Origin of the sequence: Gordonia sp. UBA7860 (genome assembly GCF_002500165.1) — a bacterium.
In the GTDB taxonomy this organism is placed as follows: domain Bacteria; phylum Actinomycetota; class Actinomycetes; order Mycobacteriales; family Mycobacteriaceae; genus Gordonia; species Gordonia sputi.
Map to the genome: position 1 here is coordinate 1 of NZ_DLSO01000073.1, position 19,468 is coordinate 19,468.

General features: G+C 66.4%; 17 protein-coding genes and 2 tRNA genes. 8 read left to right on the top strand and 11 right to left on the bottom strand.

The genetic code is table 11. The features are described from left to right. The 5 genes from B3T59_RS09575 to B3T59_RS09595 all read left to right on the top strand — a co-directional run. On the top strand, positions 1-1,912 hold a 1,912-nt coding region (locus B3T59_RS09575; RefSeq protein WP_287002117.1), incomplete at its 5' end, for a DNA gyrase C-terminal beta-propeller domain-containing protein. A gap of 142 nt (positions 1,913-2,054) precedes the next feature. Continuing rightward, the gene (locus tag B3T59_RS09580; protein ID WP_005205883.1) at positions 2,055-3,056 is read left to right on the top strand and encodes a DUF3566 domain-containing protein; all 1,002 of its coding nucleotides are present in this window, start codon (positions 2,055-2,057) and stop codon (positions 3,054-3,056) included. A 344-nt stretch (positions 3,057-3,400) separates the two neighbouring features. Continuing rightward, a tRNA-Ile gene (locus B3T59_RS09585) sits at positions 3,401-3,474 on the top strand. A 63-nt stretch (positions 3,475-3,537) separates the two neighbouring features. After that, positions 3,538-3,610, top strand: a tRNA-Ala gene (locus tag B3T59_RS09590). A 640-nt stretch (positions 3,611-4,250) separates the two neighbouring features. Continuing rightward, complete coding sequence (locus tag B3T59_RS09595) at positions 4,251-4,679, top strand: DUF1622 domain-containing protein (protein WP_005205881.1); 429 nt, start codon at positions 4,251-4,253, stop codon at positions 4,677-4,679. Between the two features lie 15 nt (positions 4,680-4,694). Here B3T59_RS09595 and B3T59_RS09600 read toward each other — a convergent pair whose 3' ends face one another. The 3 genes from B3T59_RS09600 to B3T59_RS09610 form a co-directional block, all read right to left on the bottom strand. Beyond that, positions 4,695-5,468 (bottom strand): cutinase family protein, encoded by a 774-nt coding sequence (locus B3T59_RS09600; RefSeq protein WP_005205879.1) that lies wholly within the window; start codon positions 5,466-5,468, stop codon positions 4,695-4,697. A 179-nt stretch (positions 5,469-5,647) separates the two neighbouring features. Further along, on the bottom strand, positions 5,648-5,860 hold the full coding sequence (locus tag B3T59_RS09605) for a DUF4190 domain-containing protein (protein ID WP_210734719.1): 213 nt from the start codon (positions 5,858-5,860) through the stop codon (positions 5,648-5,650). Between the two features lie 1,245 nt (positions 5,861-7,105). After that, the gene (locus B3T59_RS09610) at positions 7,106-7,282 is read right to left on the bottom strand and encodes a hypothetical protein (protein WP_210734711.1); all 177 of its coding nucleotides are present in this window, start codon (positions 7,280-7,282) and stop codon (positions 7,106-7,108) included. Between the two features lie 68 nt (positions 7,283-7,350). Here B3T59_RS09610 and B3T59_RS09615 point away from each other — a divergent pair, with 68 nt between their 5' ends. Continuing rightward, positions 7,351-7,881 (top strand): peptidylprolyl isomerase, encoded by a 531-nt coding sequence (locus B3T59_RS09615; RefSeq protein ID WP_082933721.1) that lies wholly within the window; start codon positions 7,351-7,353, stop codon positions 7,879-7,881. A 197-nt stretch (positions 7,882-8,078) separates the two neighbouring features. Continuing rightward, a complete protein-coding gene (locus B3T59_RS09620; protein ID WP_005205874.1) occupies positions 8,079-8,783 on the top strand; it encodes a rhomboid family intramembrane serine protease in 705 nt (234 codons plus the stop codon). Between the two features lie 162 nt (positions 8,784-8,945). On the opposite strand, the gene B3T59_RS09625 is transcribed toward B3T59_RS09620, so the two are convergent. Together B3T59_RS09625 and crgA are read right to left on the bottom strand one after the other, a co-directional pair. Continuing rightward, a complete protein-coding gene (locus tag B3T59_RS09625) occupies positions 8,946-9,431 on the bottom strand; it encodes a PH domain-containing protein (protein ID WP_287002118.1) in 486 nt (161 codons plus the stop codon). Between the two features lie 79 nt (positions 9,432-9,510). After that, positions 9,511-9,801, bottom strand: a complete 291-nt coding sequence (gene crgA / locus B3T59_RS09630; RefSeq protein ID WP_005205869.1) for a cell division protein CrgA — start codon at positions 9,799-9,801, stop codon at positions 9,511-9,513. A 495-nt stretch (positions 9,802-10,296) separates the two neighbouring features. Here crgA and B3T59_RS09635 point away from each other — a divergent pair, with 495 nt between their 5' ends. Further along, on the top strand, positions 10,297-11,031 hold the full coding sequence (locus B3T59_RS09635; protein WP_287002119.1) for an aminodeoxychorismate/anthranilate synthase component II: 735 nt from the start codon (positions 10,297-10,299) through the stop codon (positions 11,029-11,031). 41 nt (positions 11,032-11,072) lie between these two features. On the opposite strand, the gene pknB is transcribed toward B3T59_RS09635, so the two are convergent. From pknB to B3T59_RS09665, 6 genes are read right to left on the bottom strand one after another with little or no spacing between them, the layout of a single operon-like run. Then, positions 11,073-13,022 carry a Stk1 family PASTA domain-containing Ser/Thr kinase gene (pknB, locus tag B3T59_RS09640; protein ID WP_287002120.1) on the bottom strand — a complete coding sequence of 650 codons (1,950 nt, stop codon included), beginning with the start codon at positions 13,020-13,022 and terminating at the stop codon, positions 11,073-11,075. Continuing rightward, positions 13,019-14,485, bottom strand: coding sequence for a serine/threonine-protein kinase (locus B3T59_RS09645; protein ID WP_005205866.1), 1,467 nt, complete (start codon positions 14,483-14,485; stop codon positions 13,019-13,021). The genes pknB and B3T59_RS09645 overlap by 4 nt, the downstream gene beginning before the upstream one ends. Next, the gene (locus B3T59_RS09650) at positions 14,482-15,984 is read right to left on the bottom strand and encodes a peptidoglycan D,D-transpeptidase FtsI family protein (protein WP_287002121.1); all 1,503 of its coding nucleotides are present in this window, start codon (positions 15,982-15,984) and stop codon (positions 14,482-14,484) included. The genes B3T59_RS09645 and B3T59_RS09650 overlap by 4 nt, the downstream gene beginning before the upstream one ends. Continuing rightward, positions 15,981-17,420 carry an FtsW/RodA/SpoVE family cell cycle protein gene (locus B3T59_RS09655; RefSeq protein WP_005205864.1) on the bottom strand — a complete coding sequence of 480 codons (1,440 nt, stop codon included), beginning with the start codon at positions 17,418-17,420 and terminating at the stop codon, positions 15,981-15,983. The genes B3T59_RS09650 and B3T59_RS09655 overlap by 4 nt, the downstream gene beginning before the upstream one ends. After that, a complete protein-coding gene (locus B3T59_RS09660; protein ID WP_005205863.1) occupies positions 17,421-18,956 on the bottom strand; it encodes a PP2C family protein-serine/threonine phosphatase in 1,536 nt (511 codons plus the stop codon). Further along, entirely contained in the window at positions 18,953-19,417 is a 465-nt protein-coding gene (locus tag B3T59_RS09665; RefSeq protein WP_005205861.1) for an FHA domain-containing protein FhaB/FipA, read from the bottom strand. Before B3T59_RS09665 ends, B3T59_RS09660 begins: the two co-directional genes overlap by 4 nt. Positions 19,418-19,468: the final 51 nt, after the last annotated feature.

The window sequence follows — 19,468 nt, forward strand, 5'->3', positions numbered from 1 at the left end:
CAACCTCAATGAGGTTGCCGACGCGGTCTTTTGGGCTCTGGAGAATCCCGAGGCCGACGAGGAAACCATGCTCGCGGCGTGCATGGAAGCCATCAAGGGGCCCGACTTCCCCACGGCCGCACTGATTGTCGGCAGCCAGGGCATCCGCGATGCCTACACGACAGGCCGCGGCAGCATCCGTATGCGAAGCGTCGTCGACATCGAGGAGAACAAGGGCACCACCACCCTCGTCGTCACCGAGCTGCCGTACCAGGTCAACCCCGACAACCTGATCGCGTCGATCGCCGAACAGGTCAACGAGGGAAAACTCAAGGGCATCAGTCGAATCGAGGATCAGTCCTCCGATCGCGACGGCATGCGCATCGTCGTCACCCTGCGTCGCGACGCCGTCGCCAAGGTCGTGCTGAACAACCTCTACAAGCACAGCCAGTTGCAGACCAGTTTCGGCGCCAACATGCTGTCCATCGTCGACGGCGTGCCGCGCACCCTGCGTCTCGACCAGATGATCCGCTACTACGTCGCGCACCAGATCGACGTCATCGTGCGTCGTACGCGGTACAGGTTGCGCAAGGCAGAAGAACGCGCGCACATTTTGCGCGGTCTCGTGAAAGCCCTTGACGCACTTGACGAAGTGATCGCACTGATCCGTGCGTCGGCCAACACCGACGCGGCGCGACAGGGCCTCATCGGTCTCCTCGACATCGACGAGATCCAGGCCGACGCCATTCTGGCGATGCAGTTGCGTCGTCTGTCCGCACTCGAGCGCCAGAAGATCATCGATGAGTTGGCCGAGATCGAACTCGAGATCGCCGACCTCAAGGACATCCTCGCCAAGCCCGAGCGTCAGCGCGCCATCGTGCGTGACGAGCTCAAGGTGGTCGTCGAGAAGTTCGGCGATGAGCGTCGAACAAAGATCATCGCCGCAGACGGAGACGTCACCGACGAGGATCTCATCGCGCGCGAAGACGTCGTCGTCACCATCACCGAGACCGGATATGCCAAGCGCACGAAGACCGACCTGTACCGCAGTCAGCGACGTGGCGGCAAGGGTGTGCAGGGTGCAGGCCTCAAGCAGGACGACATCGTCAAGCACTTCTTCGTGAGCTCCACCCACGACTGGATCCTGTTCTTCACCACCAAGGGTCGCGTCTACCGCGCCAAGGCGTACGAGCTTCCTGAGGCCAACCGCACCGCGCGCGGCCAGCACGTCGCCAACCTGCTGGCCTTCCAGCCGGAGGAGCGGATCGCTCAGGTCATCCAGCTCAAGACGTATCAGGATGCGCCGTATCTGGTGCTCGCCACCCGCAATGGTCTGGTGAAGAAGTCCAAGCTCGAAGACTTCGACTCCAACCGCTCTGGCGGTATCGCGGCCATCAACCTCCGCGGTGAGGACGAACTTGTCGGAGCACAGCTCTGCAGCTCCGACGACGACCTGCTGCTCGTCTCCCAGAAGGGCCAGTCGATCCGGTTCCACGCCGACGACGAGACCCTGCGACCGATGGGACGCCAGACCTCCGGCGTTCAGGGCATGCGCTTCAACGGCGACGACGAGCTGCTCTCGCTCAACGTCGTGCGTGAGGGCACCTACCTCCTGGTCGCGACGTCGGGCGGCTACGCCAAGCGCACTCCGATGGACGACTACCCGGTGCAGGGCCGCGGCGGCAAGGGAGTGCTGACCATTCAGCACGACCGCAGACGCGGCGTACTGATCGGCGCGATCATCGTCGACGACGATTCGGAGCTCTACGCGATCACCTCGGGCGGCGGTGTCATCCGCACGGCCGCCAAGCAGGTGCGCAAGGCCGGACGTCAGACAAAGGGTGTCCGTCTGATGAACCTCGATGAGGGGACAACCCTGATCGCCATCGCACGGAACGCCGATGAGCCCGACGTCGAGGCTGCTGCCGAGTAGCCCTGGGGGTTCGGCGCGCCAGTGTCGACCCCACGGCGGTCGCTTCAGCCAGTGGGAGCGGTTCAACCGTTAGTGTGGTGTGCAACGCCGGCCCGCGTCGTTGTGGCTGGGATAGCACGCGTTATGGAGTGAGGGAACACGAGTGAGCACACCGAACGACCCGGACGACAAGAAGTCGACGACCGGCCGGCCTTCGGGCCCCACCGACTCCGGTAATCCCGGGGGTCCGGCTCGGTCGTCCGGTCCGGGTCCTTCGGGTGCTCAGAACTCCGGGTCAGACGCGGTGACCCATCCCTCGATGCCATCGAAGAACCAGAGCCCGGTCGGAGCTCCCAAGCAGGGTGGCCTGGTGCCGCCCTGGCAGCGCGGTGGAGTGCCGCCGCAGGCACCCAACGGCCAGAACGGCCCGCCACCAAATGGGGGCCTGCCGCCAAACGGAAAGGGCGGCCCGCCGCCGAGTGGAAAGGGCGGCCCGCCGCCGCGCGGCATGGTGACCTCCGAACCGGCCGGGGGACAGGCACCGGTCACCAAGCTCGACAATCCCGCCCGCACGGACGGACCGTCTCGCCCGGCTGCGTCGTCGACCTCTGTGGGGGGCGGCACGGGTGCACGTACCGGCTTTGTCGAGTCACCTACGCGGACGATCGTGCGCGACCCGTCCGAGGACGAGCAACTGCCCGACCTCGACCAGATTCATCACACCGCAGAGGTTCGCCAACCCGCTGAGGTAGCTGCTGCGGCGGCTCCGCGCCCGGCACCGGCTCAGGTCGGTCATGCGACGGCGCTGCGTGCCGCCGTGCAGATCCGCCGGATCGACCCGTGGGCCACATTCAAGATCTCCGCCGTGCTCGCTGTCGTCGGATTCTTCATCTGGATGATCGCCGTGGCCGTGCTGTACCTGATCCTCGACGGCATGGGCGTCTGGGACCAGATCAACAGTTCGTTCGGCACCCTTGTCACCGCCGACGGGTCGTCGAGCGAGGGCGACGTCATCGGTGCAGGCACGATCTTCGGCTACGCCGTGCTGCTCGGCGCGATCAACGCGATCCTGCTGACCGCCATCGCCACCATCGGCGCGTACATCTACAACCTGTGCGCCGACCTCGTCGGCGGCGCCGAGGTAACGCTGGGGGATCTGGACTAGCCGACCCCGCTGGTGGGGCTGACCGCCGCTGGTGGAGTTGGCTCGCGCTGGTCGAGCTGGCCCCGCTGGTCGGGCTGAGCCCCGCTGGTCGGGCTGACCCCCCGCTGGTCGAGCTGAGCCCCGTTGGTCGAGCTTGTCGAGACCACTCCGGCAGGCCGCACTCGGTGGTCGTGCCGACTCCCGCTGATCGTGCCGACTCCCGTTGGTCGAGCTTGTCGAGACCACTCCGGCAGGCCGCACCCGCTGGTCGTGCCGACCCCCGCTGGTCGAGCTTGTCGAGACCACCCTGACCAGCCGTTTTGGTTGTTGACGACCTCGTCGGGTAACCTCAATCCTCGGTTCACGGGCCTATAGCTCAGGCGGTTAGAGCGCTTCGCTGATAACGAAGAGGTCGGAGGTTCAAGTCCTCCTAGGCCCACTGCGAGTGGTTGTTCGTCAGCCCGTTTCGCAACCCGTCGGTCGTATTTTCGACGCCCGGCACGGGGCCTTAGCTCAGTTGGTAGAGCGCTGCCTTTGCAAGGCAGATGTCAGGAGTTCGAATCTCCTAGGCTCCACAAGCATGTACTTCTCGGCCCTGGGACGCGCACCGCGCGGCGTCTGATTCCAGTTCGTATCGCCCTCGGAGCCGTTTCAGGTGCCCGGCGTTGTCCCGCGGAGTTTCTCGGGGAAGAGTCCACCTCCCGCGCAGAAACTAGGGGAAAGAACCTTTCCGCGGGTCCTGTACCTTTCCTCGAGTTGTTGCTAGGGGAAGGGTACGAGACACGGGGAAAGTCCCGCGGAGGCGCTGAAACTGGGGGAAGAAGTCCGCCAGCCGCGCAGAAACTGAGGGAAGAGTACGCCTGCCGCGCAGTTTCTCGGGGAAGAGTCCACCCGGCGTGCAGTTTCTCGCGGAAGAGTCCGCCCGCCGCGCAGAAACTAGCGGAGAGAACCTTCCCCTAGTTTTGTACCTTCCGCGTTCGTACATTCCCGCGGACTGTCGTCGACGACCAGCTTGGGCCGTACGCCGCCGGGTGGCAGCGTCGAGCAGAGACCACCCAAACCCCCGCCGCCAGCCGCACCCAAACGAACCGCGGCAGGCACACTCGGGCCCCAACACGCCGACCAACACCTCGATCTCACAACGCGTGCCGTTGCACCGCCACAACGCGTGTCGTTGCACCGCCGCGACGGCGGACTGCTGCGTACTCTCTCCACATGCACATCGAGGAAGTCTTCTCCGGGGTCGCTGTGGCGTTCGAGGCGATCGGTGCGTTGACGATGGTCCTCGGGTTCATCATGTCGCTGATACTGGCCGGTCGAGCGCTCCGACGCGGTGAGGGCGGCCAAACCGCCTATTCGACGCTGCGCAACACCCTCGGCGCGGCGATCCTGCTTGGCCTCGAGGTGCTCGTGGCAGCAGACCTGATCCGCACGATCACATCCAAGCCGTCGATCGAGGACGCGTTGATCCTCGGAATCATCGTTCTGATCCGGACCGTGCTGTCGATGTCGATTCAGATCGAGATCGAGGGCGTCGTTCCATGGAGGCGTGCATTGCTGACCAGTGGTGCTTCCGTGGCCGGCAGAGAGATAGCGCGCGACGCGGCCGCACAGGCCGCCGCGTCGCGCACCGCCAACGACTGACTACAGCCGCAGCGACTACAGCCGCGCTGCCGCGTACTGCGCGGCCTGGACGTTCATGCCGTTCACGGCGTACAGCACGTGCAGCCCGTTCGGCTGGCCGACCGGAGCGCCGTCGCATACGACGTCGCCTGCGATGCAGTAGGTGACGGTCTTGGGCTTGTACCGCGGTCCGACGTTCATCTCAGGTGCACCGACGTCGCGGATCCACCGGTCCGACGGCGGAGCGAACAGGACGACGGCCTTCACATGCGGTTCCACCTCGGCCGGCATGGCCTTGGGAGCCTGCGACGCGTACTCGGCGTAGCGCGCGGGAACGGCAATCCCGCTGTTTGCTGCGTATGCCGCGACCGCGCCGCCCTGTGAGTAGCCGCCGAGGACGATTCCTGTCTTCGGGCACCGGGCCGCAGTTGCCCTGATGTGATCCTGCGCATCCGTGATGCCGTCGACCACATTGCGTACAAACGCCACACGGTTGTTGAAGTTGTTGCTGGCGGGGTAGTTGACGCCGTAGACAGCTACCGACTTGCCCGGCAGTTGCGACCTCAGCGCCTGCGCAAACGACAATCCCGTAAGCCCGACGGGCGGCGCGGTTTCAGCCGTTCCGCGAGCGAACACAACCTCGACATCGGGACACGACGCCGCAGCTGCATGTGGCGCTGCGGCGAGAACACCGCCGGCAGCGACGACGAGCGAACCCGTCAGGAGCGCTATCCGACGTACGGCACTGTTCAGGGGGGAGATGCGACGGTCACGCCCGGAACGCGAGCGTGGAAAAGAGAGCTTCGGCATGGAGATCCTTTGCGGAGTCGTGCGCCGGCAGACGTCGATCAGAGCCGACTGTGGACGAGAGTACTCACGGTATTCGTCCAATGTGGCGGCTCGGATGGGCCGGAGTGCACACCTATTCAACGATCGCTGAATCAATAGCAGCATCTGACCAGAAGACAACCGGTCAGGAGACGACCCCGTCAGAAGACGAAGATGAACAGATACACCAGAAGTGCGACGACGGCGACGGCAACCCACGTCCAGCCAAGACGGATCGCCACGGTCGCGAACGGCGCGCCGTACTGGCGTCGCGAGCGGATCTCATCGCGCGCGCGGTAGCCGAGGTAGATGCCGATCGGCGACGTGATGCCCAGTAGCGACAACACGAATGCCCAGATCGCCGTACGGTTCATCGTCTTTGTTGACGACGATGCCGGTGCTGCAGTCCGAGGCGGGGCCACGGGCTCCTCCTGGTCTTCGACGCGGGAACCGATGCCTTTGCGGTTCGACGGTTCATTCACGGCTGAGTATGCCTGCGTTGCTGATGCCTCGTCCGGGCCGACCGGTCGAGCGTCGCGCGAGGGAGTGCTCGCAGGGACGTCGCGCTGAGGCGGGACGAACACACGTTCTCCGGCTCGTGCGTACTCGCTTGTGCCGGAAGAACTTTCGGTCGGCGGCGGCGTCGTGCCAGCTCGTCCACTCGGATCACCGGCGCGTGGGGGAGGGCCGCCCGGCGCGCCGATCGCGGCTCTGCGTCCCGGGGGCGGTGGCACGGGCGCGCCCTGCCGCTGCGGTGGCGCGGACCCCTGTCCCGACGGTCTTCCCGCTGTCTGTCCGGTTCCTGGAGCGGGCTGCGCGCCGGGTGCGGGCGGGCGTTGCGGCGGGGCGCCGACCTGCCATCCCGGACGTGGACCGGTGTTCGGCGGAAGCGGCCGGCCGCCCTGTGAGGGTGCCGGGCCGGCCCCGGTTGCGGGGCGTGGGGGCGGCGGCCTGTTCCCGGTGAAGGTGGGATTGGCGACGCGCGGGCCGGGACCTGTGCCGGGTTGATCGCTGGGAGCGCTGCGCGGGACAGGACCACCGTCGCGGGGCGCGGGACTACCGTCGCGGGGCGCGGGACTACCGTCGCGGGGCGCGGGACCACCGTCGCGGGGCGCGGGACCACCGTCGCGGGGCGCGGGACTACCGTCGCGACGCGCTGGATCGACGCTCCGCGGTGCAAGTCCGCTGTCACGCGGGACGTAGCCGCTATCCCGCTGCGCAGGCCCGACGCTGCGCGAACCAGGCCCGACGTCGCGAGGCGCGGGCCCGACGTCGCGCGGCGCAAGCCCGCCGTCGCGCGGAGCAGGGCCGCCGCTGCGTTCGTCGGTGCGGACAGACCAGCCCGACGACGGTCCGTTCGCGCGCTCCCACGGCGCGGGAGCAGGCGATACTGCGTCCCGGGCAGGCGTGGGACGCGACGTGGAGCCAGTCACCGGCTGCGATGGCCTGTCCGAGGCATCGTCGCTAGAGAGGGGAGCAGACCACCCCGATGCTCGGTTCACGCCCGCCTCGCTGTCGGCGTCGTCGGCTCGGGTGTCGTCGGAGTTCACGGGTCCAAATTACCTGCACCGGTGTCCCGAGACCGCATGGACCGTCGACTCGGCGACCTTGCGGTCGGGCTACTCGGCGTCGGAACCAGCGCTGATAGTGGGCGGCAGTTCGTCGATCCGAGGAACCGTTGCCGAGATCGGTGGGGGCTCCTGCCGACTCCGACGAAGTACGACGATGACGGCCGCCGCCACGGCCGATACCAGCGCGAGTCCCCCTGCGATGGCGAGCACCTGCTTCTTCTGCATGTGCACAGCGTGCCAGTTCGCTGCGGGCGGATGCCACTTCTGACACCTACCGGCGCTGAGGTGGTTGTATGGAGGGCGTGAGTATTGAAACGCAGACCGCGACCATCCACACCAACCGCGGTGACATCGTTGTCGACCTGTTCGGAAATCACGCACCCAAGACTGTTGCCAACTTCACCGGCCTCGCCGATGGCAGCAAGGAGTACAGCGAGCCCAACGCTTCCGGAGGCAACTCCGGACCGTTCTTCGACGGCTCGGTGTTCCACCGCGTCATCGAGGGCTTCATGATCCAGGGCGGCGATCCGACGGGCACCGGCCGCGGTGGCCCCGGATACCGCTTCGAGGATGAGTTCCACCCGGAGCTCTCCTTCGACCGTCCGTACCTCCTTGCGATGGCAAACGCCGGACCGGGAACCAACGGATCGCAGTTCTTCATCACCGTCGGCCCGACGCCGCACCTCAACCGTCGCCACACCATCTTCGGTGAGGTGACCGATCCCGCATCGCAGCAGGTTGTCGACGCGATTGCGACGACGTCCACCGATCGCTCTGACCGTCCGCTCGACCCGGTCGTCATCGAGAAGATCGAGATCAACTGAACACACCGCAGCAACCGGCGCGCGCGTCGCAGGTCTGCTACCGGCACCCCGACCGCTCGACCCTGCTCTCCTGCAGCAGGTGCGGGCGGTCGGCGTGTCCGGAGTGCCTTACGCCTTCGGCCGTCGGGCAACACTGCGTCGAATGTCGCGGCGACGACGGATCGCGGCGCGCGGCATCGAGCGTCGGAACCGCACAAATGTCGACGCCGAGGGTCTCTCGCAACACCCCGATCGGCACCTATGCGCTGATCGCCGTCAACGTGGTGATCTTCGCGCTCTGCGTGATCCAGGCGAAGTCGTTCGACGCCGGGCTCGCGCCTCTCTTCCAGCACGGCGACCTCGTGAGAGCCGACGTCGCCAACGGCGAGTACTGGCGCCTGCTCACCGCAGGTTTTCTCCACTTCACCGTGATGCACATCGCGCTGAACATGATCTCGCTCTACATCCTCGGCCGCGACCTCGAGACCGCGCTCGGCCACAGTCGCTTTCTGATGGTCTACTTCATCGCGCTGTTCGGCGGCAGCGCCGCGGTGATGCTGTTCGAAGCGGGCAACGTTCGCAGCGCCGGGGCATCCGGAGCGATCTACGGATTGATGGGCGCGATGCTCGTCATCGTGGTCAAAGCGAGAATTTCCCCGACCGGAGTCATCACGATCATCGTGATCAACCTGGTCTTCTCGGTGACGATGCCCGGGATCTCGCTTGCCGCCCACGTTGGCGGCCTGGTGTTCGGCGCCGCGGCGACAGCCGCTGTCATTTACCTCCCGGCAACGCTTCTGCCCGACGAGTCGCGCACGCAGCGCAACGCCTCACGCGTGGGGTGGATAGCGCTGGTCGTGCTGCTCATCGTCGCCATCGCGCTCGGCGTTATCGCCGGCAGCTCGAGGTCAGGCCTGCTCTGAGGTCGGGTCTGCCTTGAAGTCGGGCCTGCTCTGAGCGAGTCTCGGCAACACCGGTAATCAACGAGTCAGCAAGTTGTCCACAGGAGTTACTCACAGTGGGGATGAATTACACACATGTAATTCGCACCCCCGCGAGGTAGCTCGAGGGGTGATCGTGATGGGTCAGCCGTCGACGTCGAAGCCGGCCTGCCGCAGCTGTTCGGCGACGTCAGCGGGTGTGGCGCCGAGATCCCAGCGGCCGAAGACGTAGAGCTTGGTGTCGAGTCGTAGGCCATCGGACTGGCCGGTGGGAGCGGCGTCGTCGGGGATCACGTCGATCTCGAGTTGCCCGCTGCGACGTCCGATGCGGCGGATGTTGAGCACCTTGATCTGATCGATCTGCGCGGGCGTGCAGTCGCGCGTGCCCGACAGCGTCCGGATGTGCAGGACCGGGCCCGGACTGACCGCGAGGCGGGGCCGGATCGTCCACGCGTACGTCCCGAATGCCAACAGCAAGAGGCCGGCAACGACCATCAGGACCATGCCTGCGGGATCCGACGCCGCGATTATCCCAAGGACGACGAGAAGCAGGCCGCCGACCAGCAGTGCTGCGGCAGCGGGTCGCGGCGTCGACCATTCGCCTGTGGACAAGTCGGAACGGTTATCCACAGCAGTTACTCACAGTGGGGATGAATTACACACATGTGATTAACGGCTGTGGATGATTGTCCGAACCTGTTAGTGCAGGTCAGCGCCATCTCATGGTCATCAGAAGGCCGACGACCATCAGGGCGAAGCCGATGAGGAAGTTCCACGATCCGAGGTTGGCCATCCAGTGGAGAACCTGGCCTTCGCCGCCGTAGGTGGTCGAGCTCGCAGCGAGGTAGTAGACGATCAGCCATGCGAGGCCGAGGAGCATCAGACCGAGCATGACGCCCACATAGATGCTGCTGGAGGGACCGGTCTTGACCTTGACCGGCGTGCGCGACGCCGGGTTGATCGTGTAATCGGTCTTCTTCCGGACTTTAGACTTCGGCATGACTTCCTCTGTTGGGTGCAGATCACTCGCCTTACACGGTATCTCACCTGGTCGCCGCGTCCGACCCCGCTCGCTGGTCGAGTCACTCCGCTGGTCGAGCTGCTCCTTCGTTGGTCGATCGTTTCCCGCTGGTCGAGCTTGTCGAGACCCCGCTGGTCGAGCGTTTCCCGTTGGTCGAGCGTTTCCCGTTGGTCGAGCTTGTCGAGACCCCGCTGGTGATTTCGACTCGGCTGCTCGCTGCGCTCGCGGCCGGCTCAATCAGCGGTGGGGCGCCCGCCGGCTGGTTGAGCTCACCCCGCTGGTCGAGCTGCACCCGCTGGTCGAGGTTGTCCAGACCACGCGGGTGATTTCGACTCGGCTGCTCGCTGCGCTCGCGGCCGGCTCAATCAGCGGGAAGGGTGCCAACCCCTGCTCGAGCTCCTTTCGCTGTTCGAGCGTTTCCCGCTGGTCGAGCTTGTCGAGACCACCCTGACGAGCGCCGAGTAACCTGAGCCTGTGAATACGCCCGCCGTAGACGGAACCGCGCAGCCCCTGGGCCGCGTGCTCGTCATCGACAACTACGACAGCTTCGTCTACAACCTGGTCCAGTACCTGGGTCAACTAGGCGGCTCAGCCGCGGACCAGCAAGGCGGCCTCGACGTCACGGTCTGGCGCAACGACGACCCGGTCCTCTCCGACGCCGACGGCGAGTTCACCGCAGAATCACTGCGTCGAGCGATCGAAGGATTCGACGCCGTGCTCCTCAGCCCGGGCCCCGGCACCCCACAGCGAGCGGGCGCGACGATCCCGCTGGTGAAACTCGCGGCGTCGGACGAAATCCCATTGCTCGGAGTCTGCCTCGGACATCAGGCGATCGGCGCAGCCTTCGGCGCGACGGTCGACCGCGCCCCGGAACTGTTGCACGGCAAGACGTCGCAGGTCATCCACGACGACGACGGCGTCCTGGCGGGACTGCCGGATCCGTTCACCGCGACGCGCTATCACTCGCTCACCGTGCTCCCTGAGACCATCCCCGACGAACTCGTCGTGACCGGGCGCACCGATACCGGAATCGTCATGGCCATGCGCCACCGCGACCTGCCCATTCACGGGGTCCAGTTCCACCCGGAGAGTGTGCTCACCCAGGGCGGACACCGGATGCTGGCCAACTGGCTCGCCGTCGCGGGCATCAAGGTCGACGCCGGTCTGGTCGACGCGCTCGAACAGGAGATGGCCGCCGCGCTGGGCTGAGCCGCGCTGGGCTGACGGCCAGCACACCGCCGTGAAGCGTCCTAGTTTGGCAGCAGGCTGAGCTGTCCGACGGTCACCGTGACGGCGTCGTTGCGGCTCATCTGTGAGCCCGCGGCAGGCTGCTGGTCGACGATCTTGCCGATGTCCGGACTGCCCAGCGGCACGCCCTTCGTCGACTGTGTCAGCGTCGAATCCGACCATCCGCGCGACTGCAGCGTCGAGCGCGCCTGATCGGGTGTCTGGCCGCGCAGGTCGGGCATCGTGAACTGGTTGCCGCGCGAAACCGTCACCTGAACGGTGGTGCCCTCGTCGACCGACGTTCCGGCGGGCGGAGACGAGCTGATGATCTCGCCGACAGGTCGATTCGAATCTCCCTGTACGACGACCATCTTCAGATTGGACTGTTCCAGCAGCGTACGGGCCTGGTCCTCACGCATACCGACGACGTCGCGCACGGTCACCTGCCGTGGACCGGACCCGACGTGCAGCACGACCGGTCCGTTCACCGCGGCGTCGGTGCCGGACGCGGGTGTCGTGTTCACGACCTTGCCGTCGAGCGCCGCCGTCGAATCGACCTCGTCGGTCCGGATGTTGGTGAATCCGAGCACTTTCAGCGCGTCGGTCGCCTCATCCGGTGTCTTGCCCTGCAACGACGGCATCTGATGCCGCGGAGGTCCCGACGACACGTACAGCGTCACCTCGGAGCCGTCCGGTGCCAGCACGTTCGCGCCCGGCGCCGACCTTGTCGCGGTCCCGGCCTTCACGTCGAGGCTCGGTTCTTGGAGCTGTTTGACCTTGAATCCCGCGCGCAGCAGGTTGTTCTCGGCGTCCTGCGACGAGAGGCCGCTCACCGACGGCACCGCGATTTGTCGCGCACTCTCCGACGCCCATGGAGCCCACCACAGCAGCAGTCCTGCGAGCAGCAGCACGACGACCGCGACCGACCCGAGGACCAGTCCGCGAGAGCGTCGTCGAGTAGGGGTGTTGTCACTGGCGCGTCGAGGAGTGTTGCCGTCCGAACCGCCGGAGCCGTCGTCGCCACCACCGCCGGTGCCGCCCCCGTCCGAGCCGCGAGCGGCGCGTCGAGGACCGGTGTCGAGGAACTCGGTGCGGTCCTCGTCGGTGAGCAGCAGCGGAGCCGACGGCCGACCGCCCGCGAGCACGCGAATCAGATCGGCACGCAGCTCGGCAGCCGACTGATACCGGTTCTCCTTGTTCTTGCTCATCGCCTTGAGCACCACGGAGTCGAGCTCGCGTGGGATCTCGGGTCGGATAGACGACGGCCAGGGCGGGTCCTCGTGGACGTGCTGATGGGCGACGGCGACGGGCGAATCACCAGTGAACGGCGGCTCGCCGGTCATCAACTCGAACAGCACGCAACCCATCGAATAGATGTCGCTGCGCGGATCGACCTTGATGCCGCGCGCCTGCTCCGGCGACAGGTACTGGGCGGTGCCCATCACGGTCGACGTCTGCGTCATCGTCGACGTCGAATCGCTGATGGCGCGGGCGATGCCGAAGTCCATCACCTTGACCGCGCCGGCCTTGTCGATCATGACGTTGGCGGGCTTCATGTCCCGGTGCACGATCCCGTTGCGGTGGCTGAAGTCCATCGCCGCCGCGACGTCGGCCATCCACGTCATCGCCTGCCGCGGAGACACCGGGCCGTTGGCGCGCAACACATCTCGCAGCGTCTCACCGTCGACGTACTCCATGACGATAAACGGCAGCGGCCCGTCGGGTGTCTCGGATTCGCCGGTATCGAAGACCTGGACGATGGTCGGGTGATTGAGCTTCGCGGCGTTCTGCGCCTCGCGGCGGAAGCGAAGGTAGAACGACGGGTCACGCGCGAGATCGGCGCGCAGCACCTTGATCGCGACGTCCCTGTTGAGCAGGAGATCACGAGCGAAGTGCACCTCCGACATCCCGCCGAACCCGAGCGTCTCGCCCAGTTCGTAGCGGTCGGAGAGATGGTGCGGGGTCGCGGTCATCGGCTCGGCAGACAGAAGGGCGGACAGAACTGTCCGGTCACGGTCGGTGCACCGGAGTCGCCGTTGGTCGTGGTCGGCTCCTCGGTCTCCTGTTGGGTGGTCTGATCCTCGGTCGTCGGTTGCTCGGTGGTGGTCGTGCGACGCGTCGTCGTGGTCCGGTCGCGGGTCGTCGCCTCGGGTTCTTGCTGTTCGGCCGTGGTCGGGACAGCGGTTGTGGTCTGCGTGGCCGTCGTCGACGGCGTCGGCGTCTCCGACGATCCCGAATCAAGGTTCGCCAGCCAGAAACCGATCAGTCCGATGGCGCCGAGCAGCAGCACACCCGCGATGCCCGCGAGCACCTTCTGGCCGGTGGTCCACCCGTTGTTGTTGTTCGACGGCGGCGTCGACGAGGTCTGCGGGTAGGAGGTTTGGGGGTACGAGGTCTGCGGATACGACGTCTGGCCGTACGACGTCGGCGTGCGACTCGTTCCCTGCGTCGCGCTGCGTGCTGTCCCCGTCGGCGGCACTCCACCCGTCATCGCGCGGGTTGCGCCGGTTCCGCGGGCGAGCGCGGCACCACCCGCGGCTCCTGCCGCAGCGGCGCCCGCAGCACCGACGGCTCCGGCGCCGCCGGGGGCGGGTGGTCGACGACCCGCACGCACCGCGGCGACCGCGTCGGCGAACTCGCCACCGTTGGCGTAGCGCTGCTTGGGGTCCTTCGACAACGTGATGTCGATCAGCTCACGCACCGATGCGGGCACGTTCGCAGGCAGCGGCGGCGGGGTCTCGCGGATGTGCTTCATCGCGACGGTGATCGCGCCGTCGCCGAGGAATGGTCGACGCCCCGTCAGCGCCTCGTATCCGACGACGCCGAGCGAATAAACGTCCGACGCCGCGGTCGCCTCGTCGCCGGTTGCCTGCTCGGGCGAGATGTACTGGGCGGTACCCATCACCATGCCCGTCTGGGTCACCGGGGCGGCGTCGACTGCCTTCGCGATGCCGAAGTCGGTGATCTTCACCTGCCCGGCGGGCGTGATGAGGATGTTGCCGGGCTTCACGTCGCGGTGCACGAGGCCCGCGGTGTGTGCGGCCTGCAGCGCGCGGCCGGTCTGCTCGAGCATGTCGAGTGTGTTGGTCAGCGAGAGCCGCCCGAGCCGGGAGATGACCGAGTTCAGCGGCTCGCCGTCGACGAGCTCCATCACCAGATAGGCCAGCGGACCGCCGCCTGCGCGGTCGGGCGTCTCGCCGTAGTCGAAGACGTTCGCGATGCCCGGGTTGTTGAGCTTGGCCGTCGTCTGCGCCTCGGTGCGGAAGCGGGCGGTGAACTCAGGGTCGTCGGAGTATTCGGCCTTGAGGACCTTGACCGCGACCCGACGGTTCAGGCGCGTGTCGACGGCCTCCCAGACCTGTCCCATGCCGCCGGTCGCGATGAGCCGGATCAGGCGATAGCGGTCGGCGATGATCGTGCCGTTCTGCAGGCTCATCGTCCACCTCCCACCAGTGAGTTGATCACAGCTCGTCCTATCGGTGCGGCGACGGTTCCGCCGACCGAGTTCACACCGTAGTCGCCGTTCTCCACGATCACGGCGACGGCGATCTGCGGATTCGACGACGGTCCGAACGCGATGTACCAGGAGTACGGGGTCTCCGAGTCGCCACCTGCGCTCGTGTCGGAGTGTTCGGCCGTGCCGGTCTTCGACGCGATCGACACCGGGCCACCCGCTCCCGCGGTTGCCCGTTCCGACTCGACCATCATGCTGGTCAGCGTGGCCGCCTGGTCGGAGGTGATCGGTTCGTTGATCGTTGTCGGCTGAGTTGTGCTCAGCGTGCGCAGATCTGCCGATTGCAGTTTATCCACCAGATAAGGCTGCATCCGCACCCCACCGTTGGCGACGGTCGCCGCGATCATCGCGTTCTCCAGCGGGGTCAGGCGCACGTCACGCTGTCCGATCGCCGACTGCGCCAGCGCGGCACGGTCGGGGATCTCTCCGACGGTCGATTGCGCGACCGGCATCGGAATCTCCGGTCCGGCTTCGTCGAGGCCGAAGCGTCGAGCGGCGTCTTTGAAGTTCGACGTCGCGTTGGGCATCTTGTTCGTCACGAGGTCGGCGAAAGCGGTATTGCACGAGTACTTCAACGCCGTCACCATCGAGACAGTGCCGCCCGACGATCCCGGGCACGTCTCGCCGCCGTAGTTGGGTAGCGAGATCGTCGTGTCGGGCAGCGGGAACTGCGACGCCGCGGTGAGGCGCACATCCGGCGACACCCCTGCTCGCAGCGCCGACGCGGAGGTGACCACCTTGAACGTCGAACCGGGCGGGTAGAGCTGATTGATCGCGCGGTTGAGCATCGGCTCCGAGCCGTTCGGGTCGTTCCACGACGACCAGGCCGTCTCGCGCACCGACTGGTCGTGGCTGGCCAGCTTGTTCGGGTCGTAGCTCGGTGTCGAGACCATCGCGAGGATCTTGCCGGTGTTCGGCGCGATCGCGACAACCGCTCCGCGACAACCACCGTTGCAGCCGTTGCGCATCTGGTTGTAGGCGACGCGTTGCAGGCGGGGATTGATCGTCGTCACGACGTTGCCGCCGCGCGGATCCCGCCCGGAGAACATGTCGGTGAAGCGCTGCCCGAAGAGCCTGTCGTCGCTTCCGGAGAGAAATGAGTTCTCGTAGCGCTCGACCTCGGTGCTGCCGTACTGGTACGAGAAGTAGCCGGTCACGGGGGCAAACGCCTCGGCGCCCTCGGGCGGATAGCTCCGCAGGAACTTCAGCCTGCTGTCGGTGGGCACCGACACCGCGATGACCTCGCCACCCGCAGTGATCGCACCGCGCTGACGGGAGTACTCGTCGAGCAGCACCCGGTTGTTGCGCGGGTCGGATTTCAGGGCGTCGGCCTTGAAGACCTGGACGTAGGTGGCGTTGGCGAGCAACACGATGATCATCACGATGACCACCATCGAGACCCGGCGGATCGGAGCGTTCATGCCTGCCGCACCGCCTGTGTCGGCAGCGACTCAATGGGCTTCGGCGTAGGCCGACGCTTCGTCGGGTCGGGTTCGCGCGCGGCGTTGGAGACGCGGATCAGCAGCGCGAGCAGGATGTAGTTCGCCAGCAACGACGACCCGCCGTACGACACGAACGGCGTCGTGAGACCGGTCAGCGGGATGAGTTTGGTGACGCCGCCGACGACCACGAAGATCTGCACGGCCATCGTGAACGAGAGGCCGGTGGCGAGCAGTTTGCCGAAGCTGTCGCGGACGGCGACACCCGTGCGCAGACCGCGCATCACGAAGATCAGGTAGAGCATCATCACGGCCGTCAGCCCGACCAGGCCGAGCTCCTCACCGATGGTCGCGATGATGAAGTCGGTGTTGGCGAACGGAACGATGTTGGGGCGCCCGGAGCCGAGTCCGGTGCCGAACAATCCGCCGGTCGCGAGCCCGAAGAGGCTCTGTCCCACTTGATAACCGGTGGTGTCGAAGGTCGCGAAGGGGTCTTGCCACACCTGAACGCGCACCTGCAGATGCGGGAACAACTGGTACGCCAGTACCGCTCCCGCGACGAAAAGGGTGACACCGATCGCCACCCAGCCCGCTCGGCCGGTGGCGACGTAGAGCATCGCGAGGATCGTCGAGAAGATCAGCAGCGGCCCGCCGAGGTCGTTCTCGAGGGCGAAGATGCCGATGGTCACCAGCCACGCGATCAGCAGCGGTCCGAGGTCGCGGGCACGCGGCAGGTCCATCCCGAGGAAGTGCTTACCGGCCGTCGTGAACAGGTCGCGCTTGGAGACCAGCAACGCCGCGGTGAAGATGATGATCAGGATCTTGGAGAACTCGCCGGGCTGAATGTTGAAGATAGGCGTGCGAATCCAGTTCTTCGACCCGTTGATCTCCGACATCGACGCCGGCAGGATCGCCGGAATCGCCAAGAAGATCACGCCGCCGAGGCCAAGGGTGTACGCGTAGCGCGAGAGTGTCCGGTGATCGCGGATGAAGATCAGGATCACCGCGAACACGATGATGCCGAGCAACGCCCACAACAACTGCTGATCGGCGTTGTTGGTCTGCTCGGTCGGGCTGATCTCCTCGCCACGCGGACCCGACCCGAGGTCGAGGCGGTGGATCAGCACGAGCCCGATTCCGTTGAGCACGGCCACAATTGGCAACAGCACCGGATCGGCGTGGGGCGCATACCGTCGTACGACGAGATGCGCGATCGCGAACAGCGCCGTGTAGGCGGCCACGTACTTGAGCAGATCCCACGTCAGTGACTGGCTCTGTGCGGCCTGCACGATGATCAAGGCGATCGTCACCACACCGATCGCGAAGATCAGGAGGATCATCTCGACGGTGCGCCCGGTCTGGCGGGCCGGTTCACGCGGCGGCGCGTGCTGGGCTTGAGGATTCGACGGTTGCGACATCTACGGTTCCCGACACGGTCCGTCGTCGAATTGAGGCTGCGCAGGCGTCGAACCGGAAGGGGCGGGCGTCGTCGACGGGACAGAAGTTGTCGATGGGGCCGGACTCGACGGCTCGGCGACCGGCGGCAGCGTGAACCGCGCGGGCAGGGCGGTGTTCGGTGCCGGGCTCGCGGGAGGCGGTGTGCCGGGCGTGGGGGCTCCGGGTGTCGCGCCGGGCGCCGGCGCGGGCTCGGTGGTGGTCGGCGCGGGTCGGCACAGGGGTAGGAAGGTGAGTCGACGTACCCGGTTGCGGGCGTCGTCGAGGTCGACCTTGCTCACCCCGAAGGTGCGGACGGTGTTCACGCTGGCCGAGTCCAGGTCGGACAGGCTCAGCCGACGGCACTCGTCCTTGCTGTCGACCGACTGGAAACTCACGGTCGGGGCGTCGGTCGCGACGTTGGTGACGCAGACCCTCTCCGACGCCTTGCTCGACGAGAAGAACAGGATCTTGTCGGGCGAGCCCTGGAAGATGGTGACCTTGTTGTTGTCTTCGCCGACGTAATACGTGCTGCGCAACAGTCCGCGGGTCAGGAAGAAGCCTGCGATCAGCGCTGCGATGACCAGCGCCACGATGCCCGCAAAAACCCAACGGCCCCAACGACTTCGACGCTGCGGAGGCTCGTTCTCGTCGTCTGTGAGGATCGTCGGACGCTGGGGAGCTGCTGCCGGCGGACGCAGTGCTGCGGCCCTACCGGCCGCGGTCTTGGGATCGGGCGTGTAGTTCTGCTCGGCGTCGTCGCCCGCCGCACCGCCGACGATGGGTCGCGACTCGCCATACTGCGTGTCGACGACGTCGGCCAGTACGACGCTGACGTTGTCGGGGCCGCCGCCGCGCAGTGCGAGTTCGATGAGACGGTCGGCGCACTCCTTCTCGTCGTCGATGGAGCCGAGCGTCTCGGAGATGGTCTCCTCGCTCACGACGTCGGAGAGTCCGTCGCTGCACAGCAGGTACCGATCGCCGGCGCGTGCCTCGCGGATCGTGAGAGTCGGCTCGACCTCCGTACCGGTCAGCGCGCGCATGATGAGCGAGCGTTGCGGATGGGTGTGTGCCTGCTCGGCGGTGATACGACCTTCGTCGACCAGCGTCTGGACGAAAGTGTCGTCGCGCGTGATCTGTGTGAGCTCGCCGTCGCGGAAGAGGTAGCCGCGCGAGTCACCGATGTGGGCGAGCCCGATCCTGCTGCCCGCGAACAGGATCGCGGTCAGCGTCGTGCCCATGCCGTCGAGGTCGGGGGAGCGTTCGACCTGTGCGGCGATGGCCGCGTTGCCGCGGTGGGTTGCGCGGTCGAGGGCGGCGAGCAGATCGCCGCCGGGCTCGTCGTCGTCGAGTGTGCGTAGCGCCTGAATGACCAACTGGCTGGCCACCTCGCCCGCCGCATGTCCGCCCATGCCGTCGGCGAGTGCGAGTAGTCGGGGACCGGCGTAGAACGAGTCTTCGTTGTTCGCGCGGACCAACCCACGATCGCTCCGCGCGATGTAGCGCAACACCAGTGTCACGGGCGCAACTCGATCACGGTCTTGCCGATACGGATCGGCGTGCTCAACGGGACGCGCACGGCTGTGGTCACCTTCGAGCGGTCGAGGTAGGTGCCGTTCGTCGAACCGAGGTCTTCGACGTACCAGTCGTCGCCGCGGCGCGAGAGCCGTGCGTGGCGTTCCGACGCGTAGTCGTCGGTGAGGACGAGCGTCGAATCGTCGGCTCGGCCGATCAGGACCGGCTGCTGACCCAAGGTGATGCGCGTATTCGCCAGAGCGCCGTGCGTGACGACCAGATAGCGTGCCGACCCCTTGGCCGTCGCGGATTTTCGACGACGCCGGTCGGCTCCGGAGTAGCGGGAGAGGCGTGAGCCCGACGCCGTGGCGATGTCGGCGCGCAGGGTGCGGATGACCGCGTAGACGAACAACCAGAGGAGGACCAGAAACCCGATACGGGTCAACTGCAGAACCAAGCCCTGCATCTAAGTCCTCACCTCCCCGAGTATCCGTCACTACAAAGCAAGCATCCGTCA

Bases quoted from the DNA above. Each gene is read 5' to 3' on its own strand.
- B3T59_RS09610 (WP_210734711.1), bottom strand. From the start codon at position 7,282: ATGCAGAAGAAGCAGGTGCTCGCCATCGCAGGGGGACTCGCGCTGGTA.
- pknB (WP_287002120.1), bottom strand. From the start codon at position 13,022: ATGACCGCGACCCCGCACCATCTCTCCGACCGCTACGAACTGGGCGAG.
- B3T59_RS09595 (WP_005205881.1), top strand. From the start codon at position 4,251: ATGCACATCGAGGAAGTCTTCTCCGGGGTCGCTGTGGCGTTCGAGGCG.
- B3T59_RS09655 (WP_005205864.1), bottom strand. From the start codon at position 17,420: ATGTCGCAACCGTCGAATCCTCAAGCCCAGCACGCGCCGCCGCGTGAA.
- B3T59_RS09665 (WP_005205861.1), bottom strand. From the start codon at position 19,417: ATGCAGGGCTTGGTTCTGCAGTTGACCCGTATCGGGTTTCTGGTCCTC.
- B3T59_RS09600 (WP_005205879.1), bottom strand. From the start codon at position 5,468: ATGCCGAAGCTCTCTTTTCCACGCTCGCGTTCCGGGCGTGACCGTCGC.
- B3T59_RS09645 (WP_005205866.1), bottom strand. From the start codon at position 14,485: ATGAGCCTGCAGAACGGCACGATCATCGCCGACCGCTATCGCCTGATC.
- B3T59_RS09605 (WP_210734719.1), bottom strand. From the start codon at position 5,860: ATGAACCGTACGGCGATCTGGGCATTCGTGTTGTCGCTACTGGGCATC.
- B3T59_RS09650 (WP_287002121.1), bottom strand. From the start codon at position 15,984: ATGAACGCTCCGATCCGCCGGGTCTCGATGGTGGTCATCGTGATGATC.
- B3T59_RS09615 (WP_082933721.1), top strand. From the start codon at position 7,351: ATGGAGGGCGTGAGTATTGAAACGCAGACCGCGACCATCCACACCAAC.
- crgA (WP_005205869.1), bottom strand. From the start codon at position 9,801: ATGCCGAAGTCTAAAGTCCGGAAGAAGACCGATTACACGATCAACCCG.
- B3T59_RS09620 (WP_005205874.1), top strand. From the start codon at position 8,079: ATGTCGACGCCGAGGGTCTCTCGCAACACCCCGATCGGCACCTATGCG.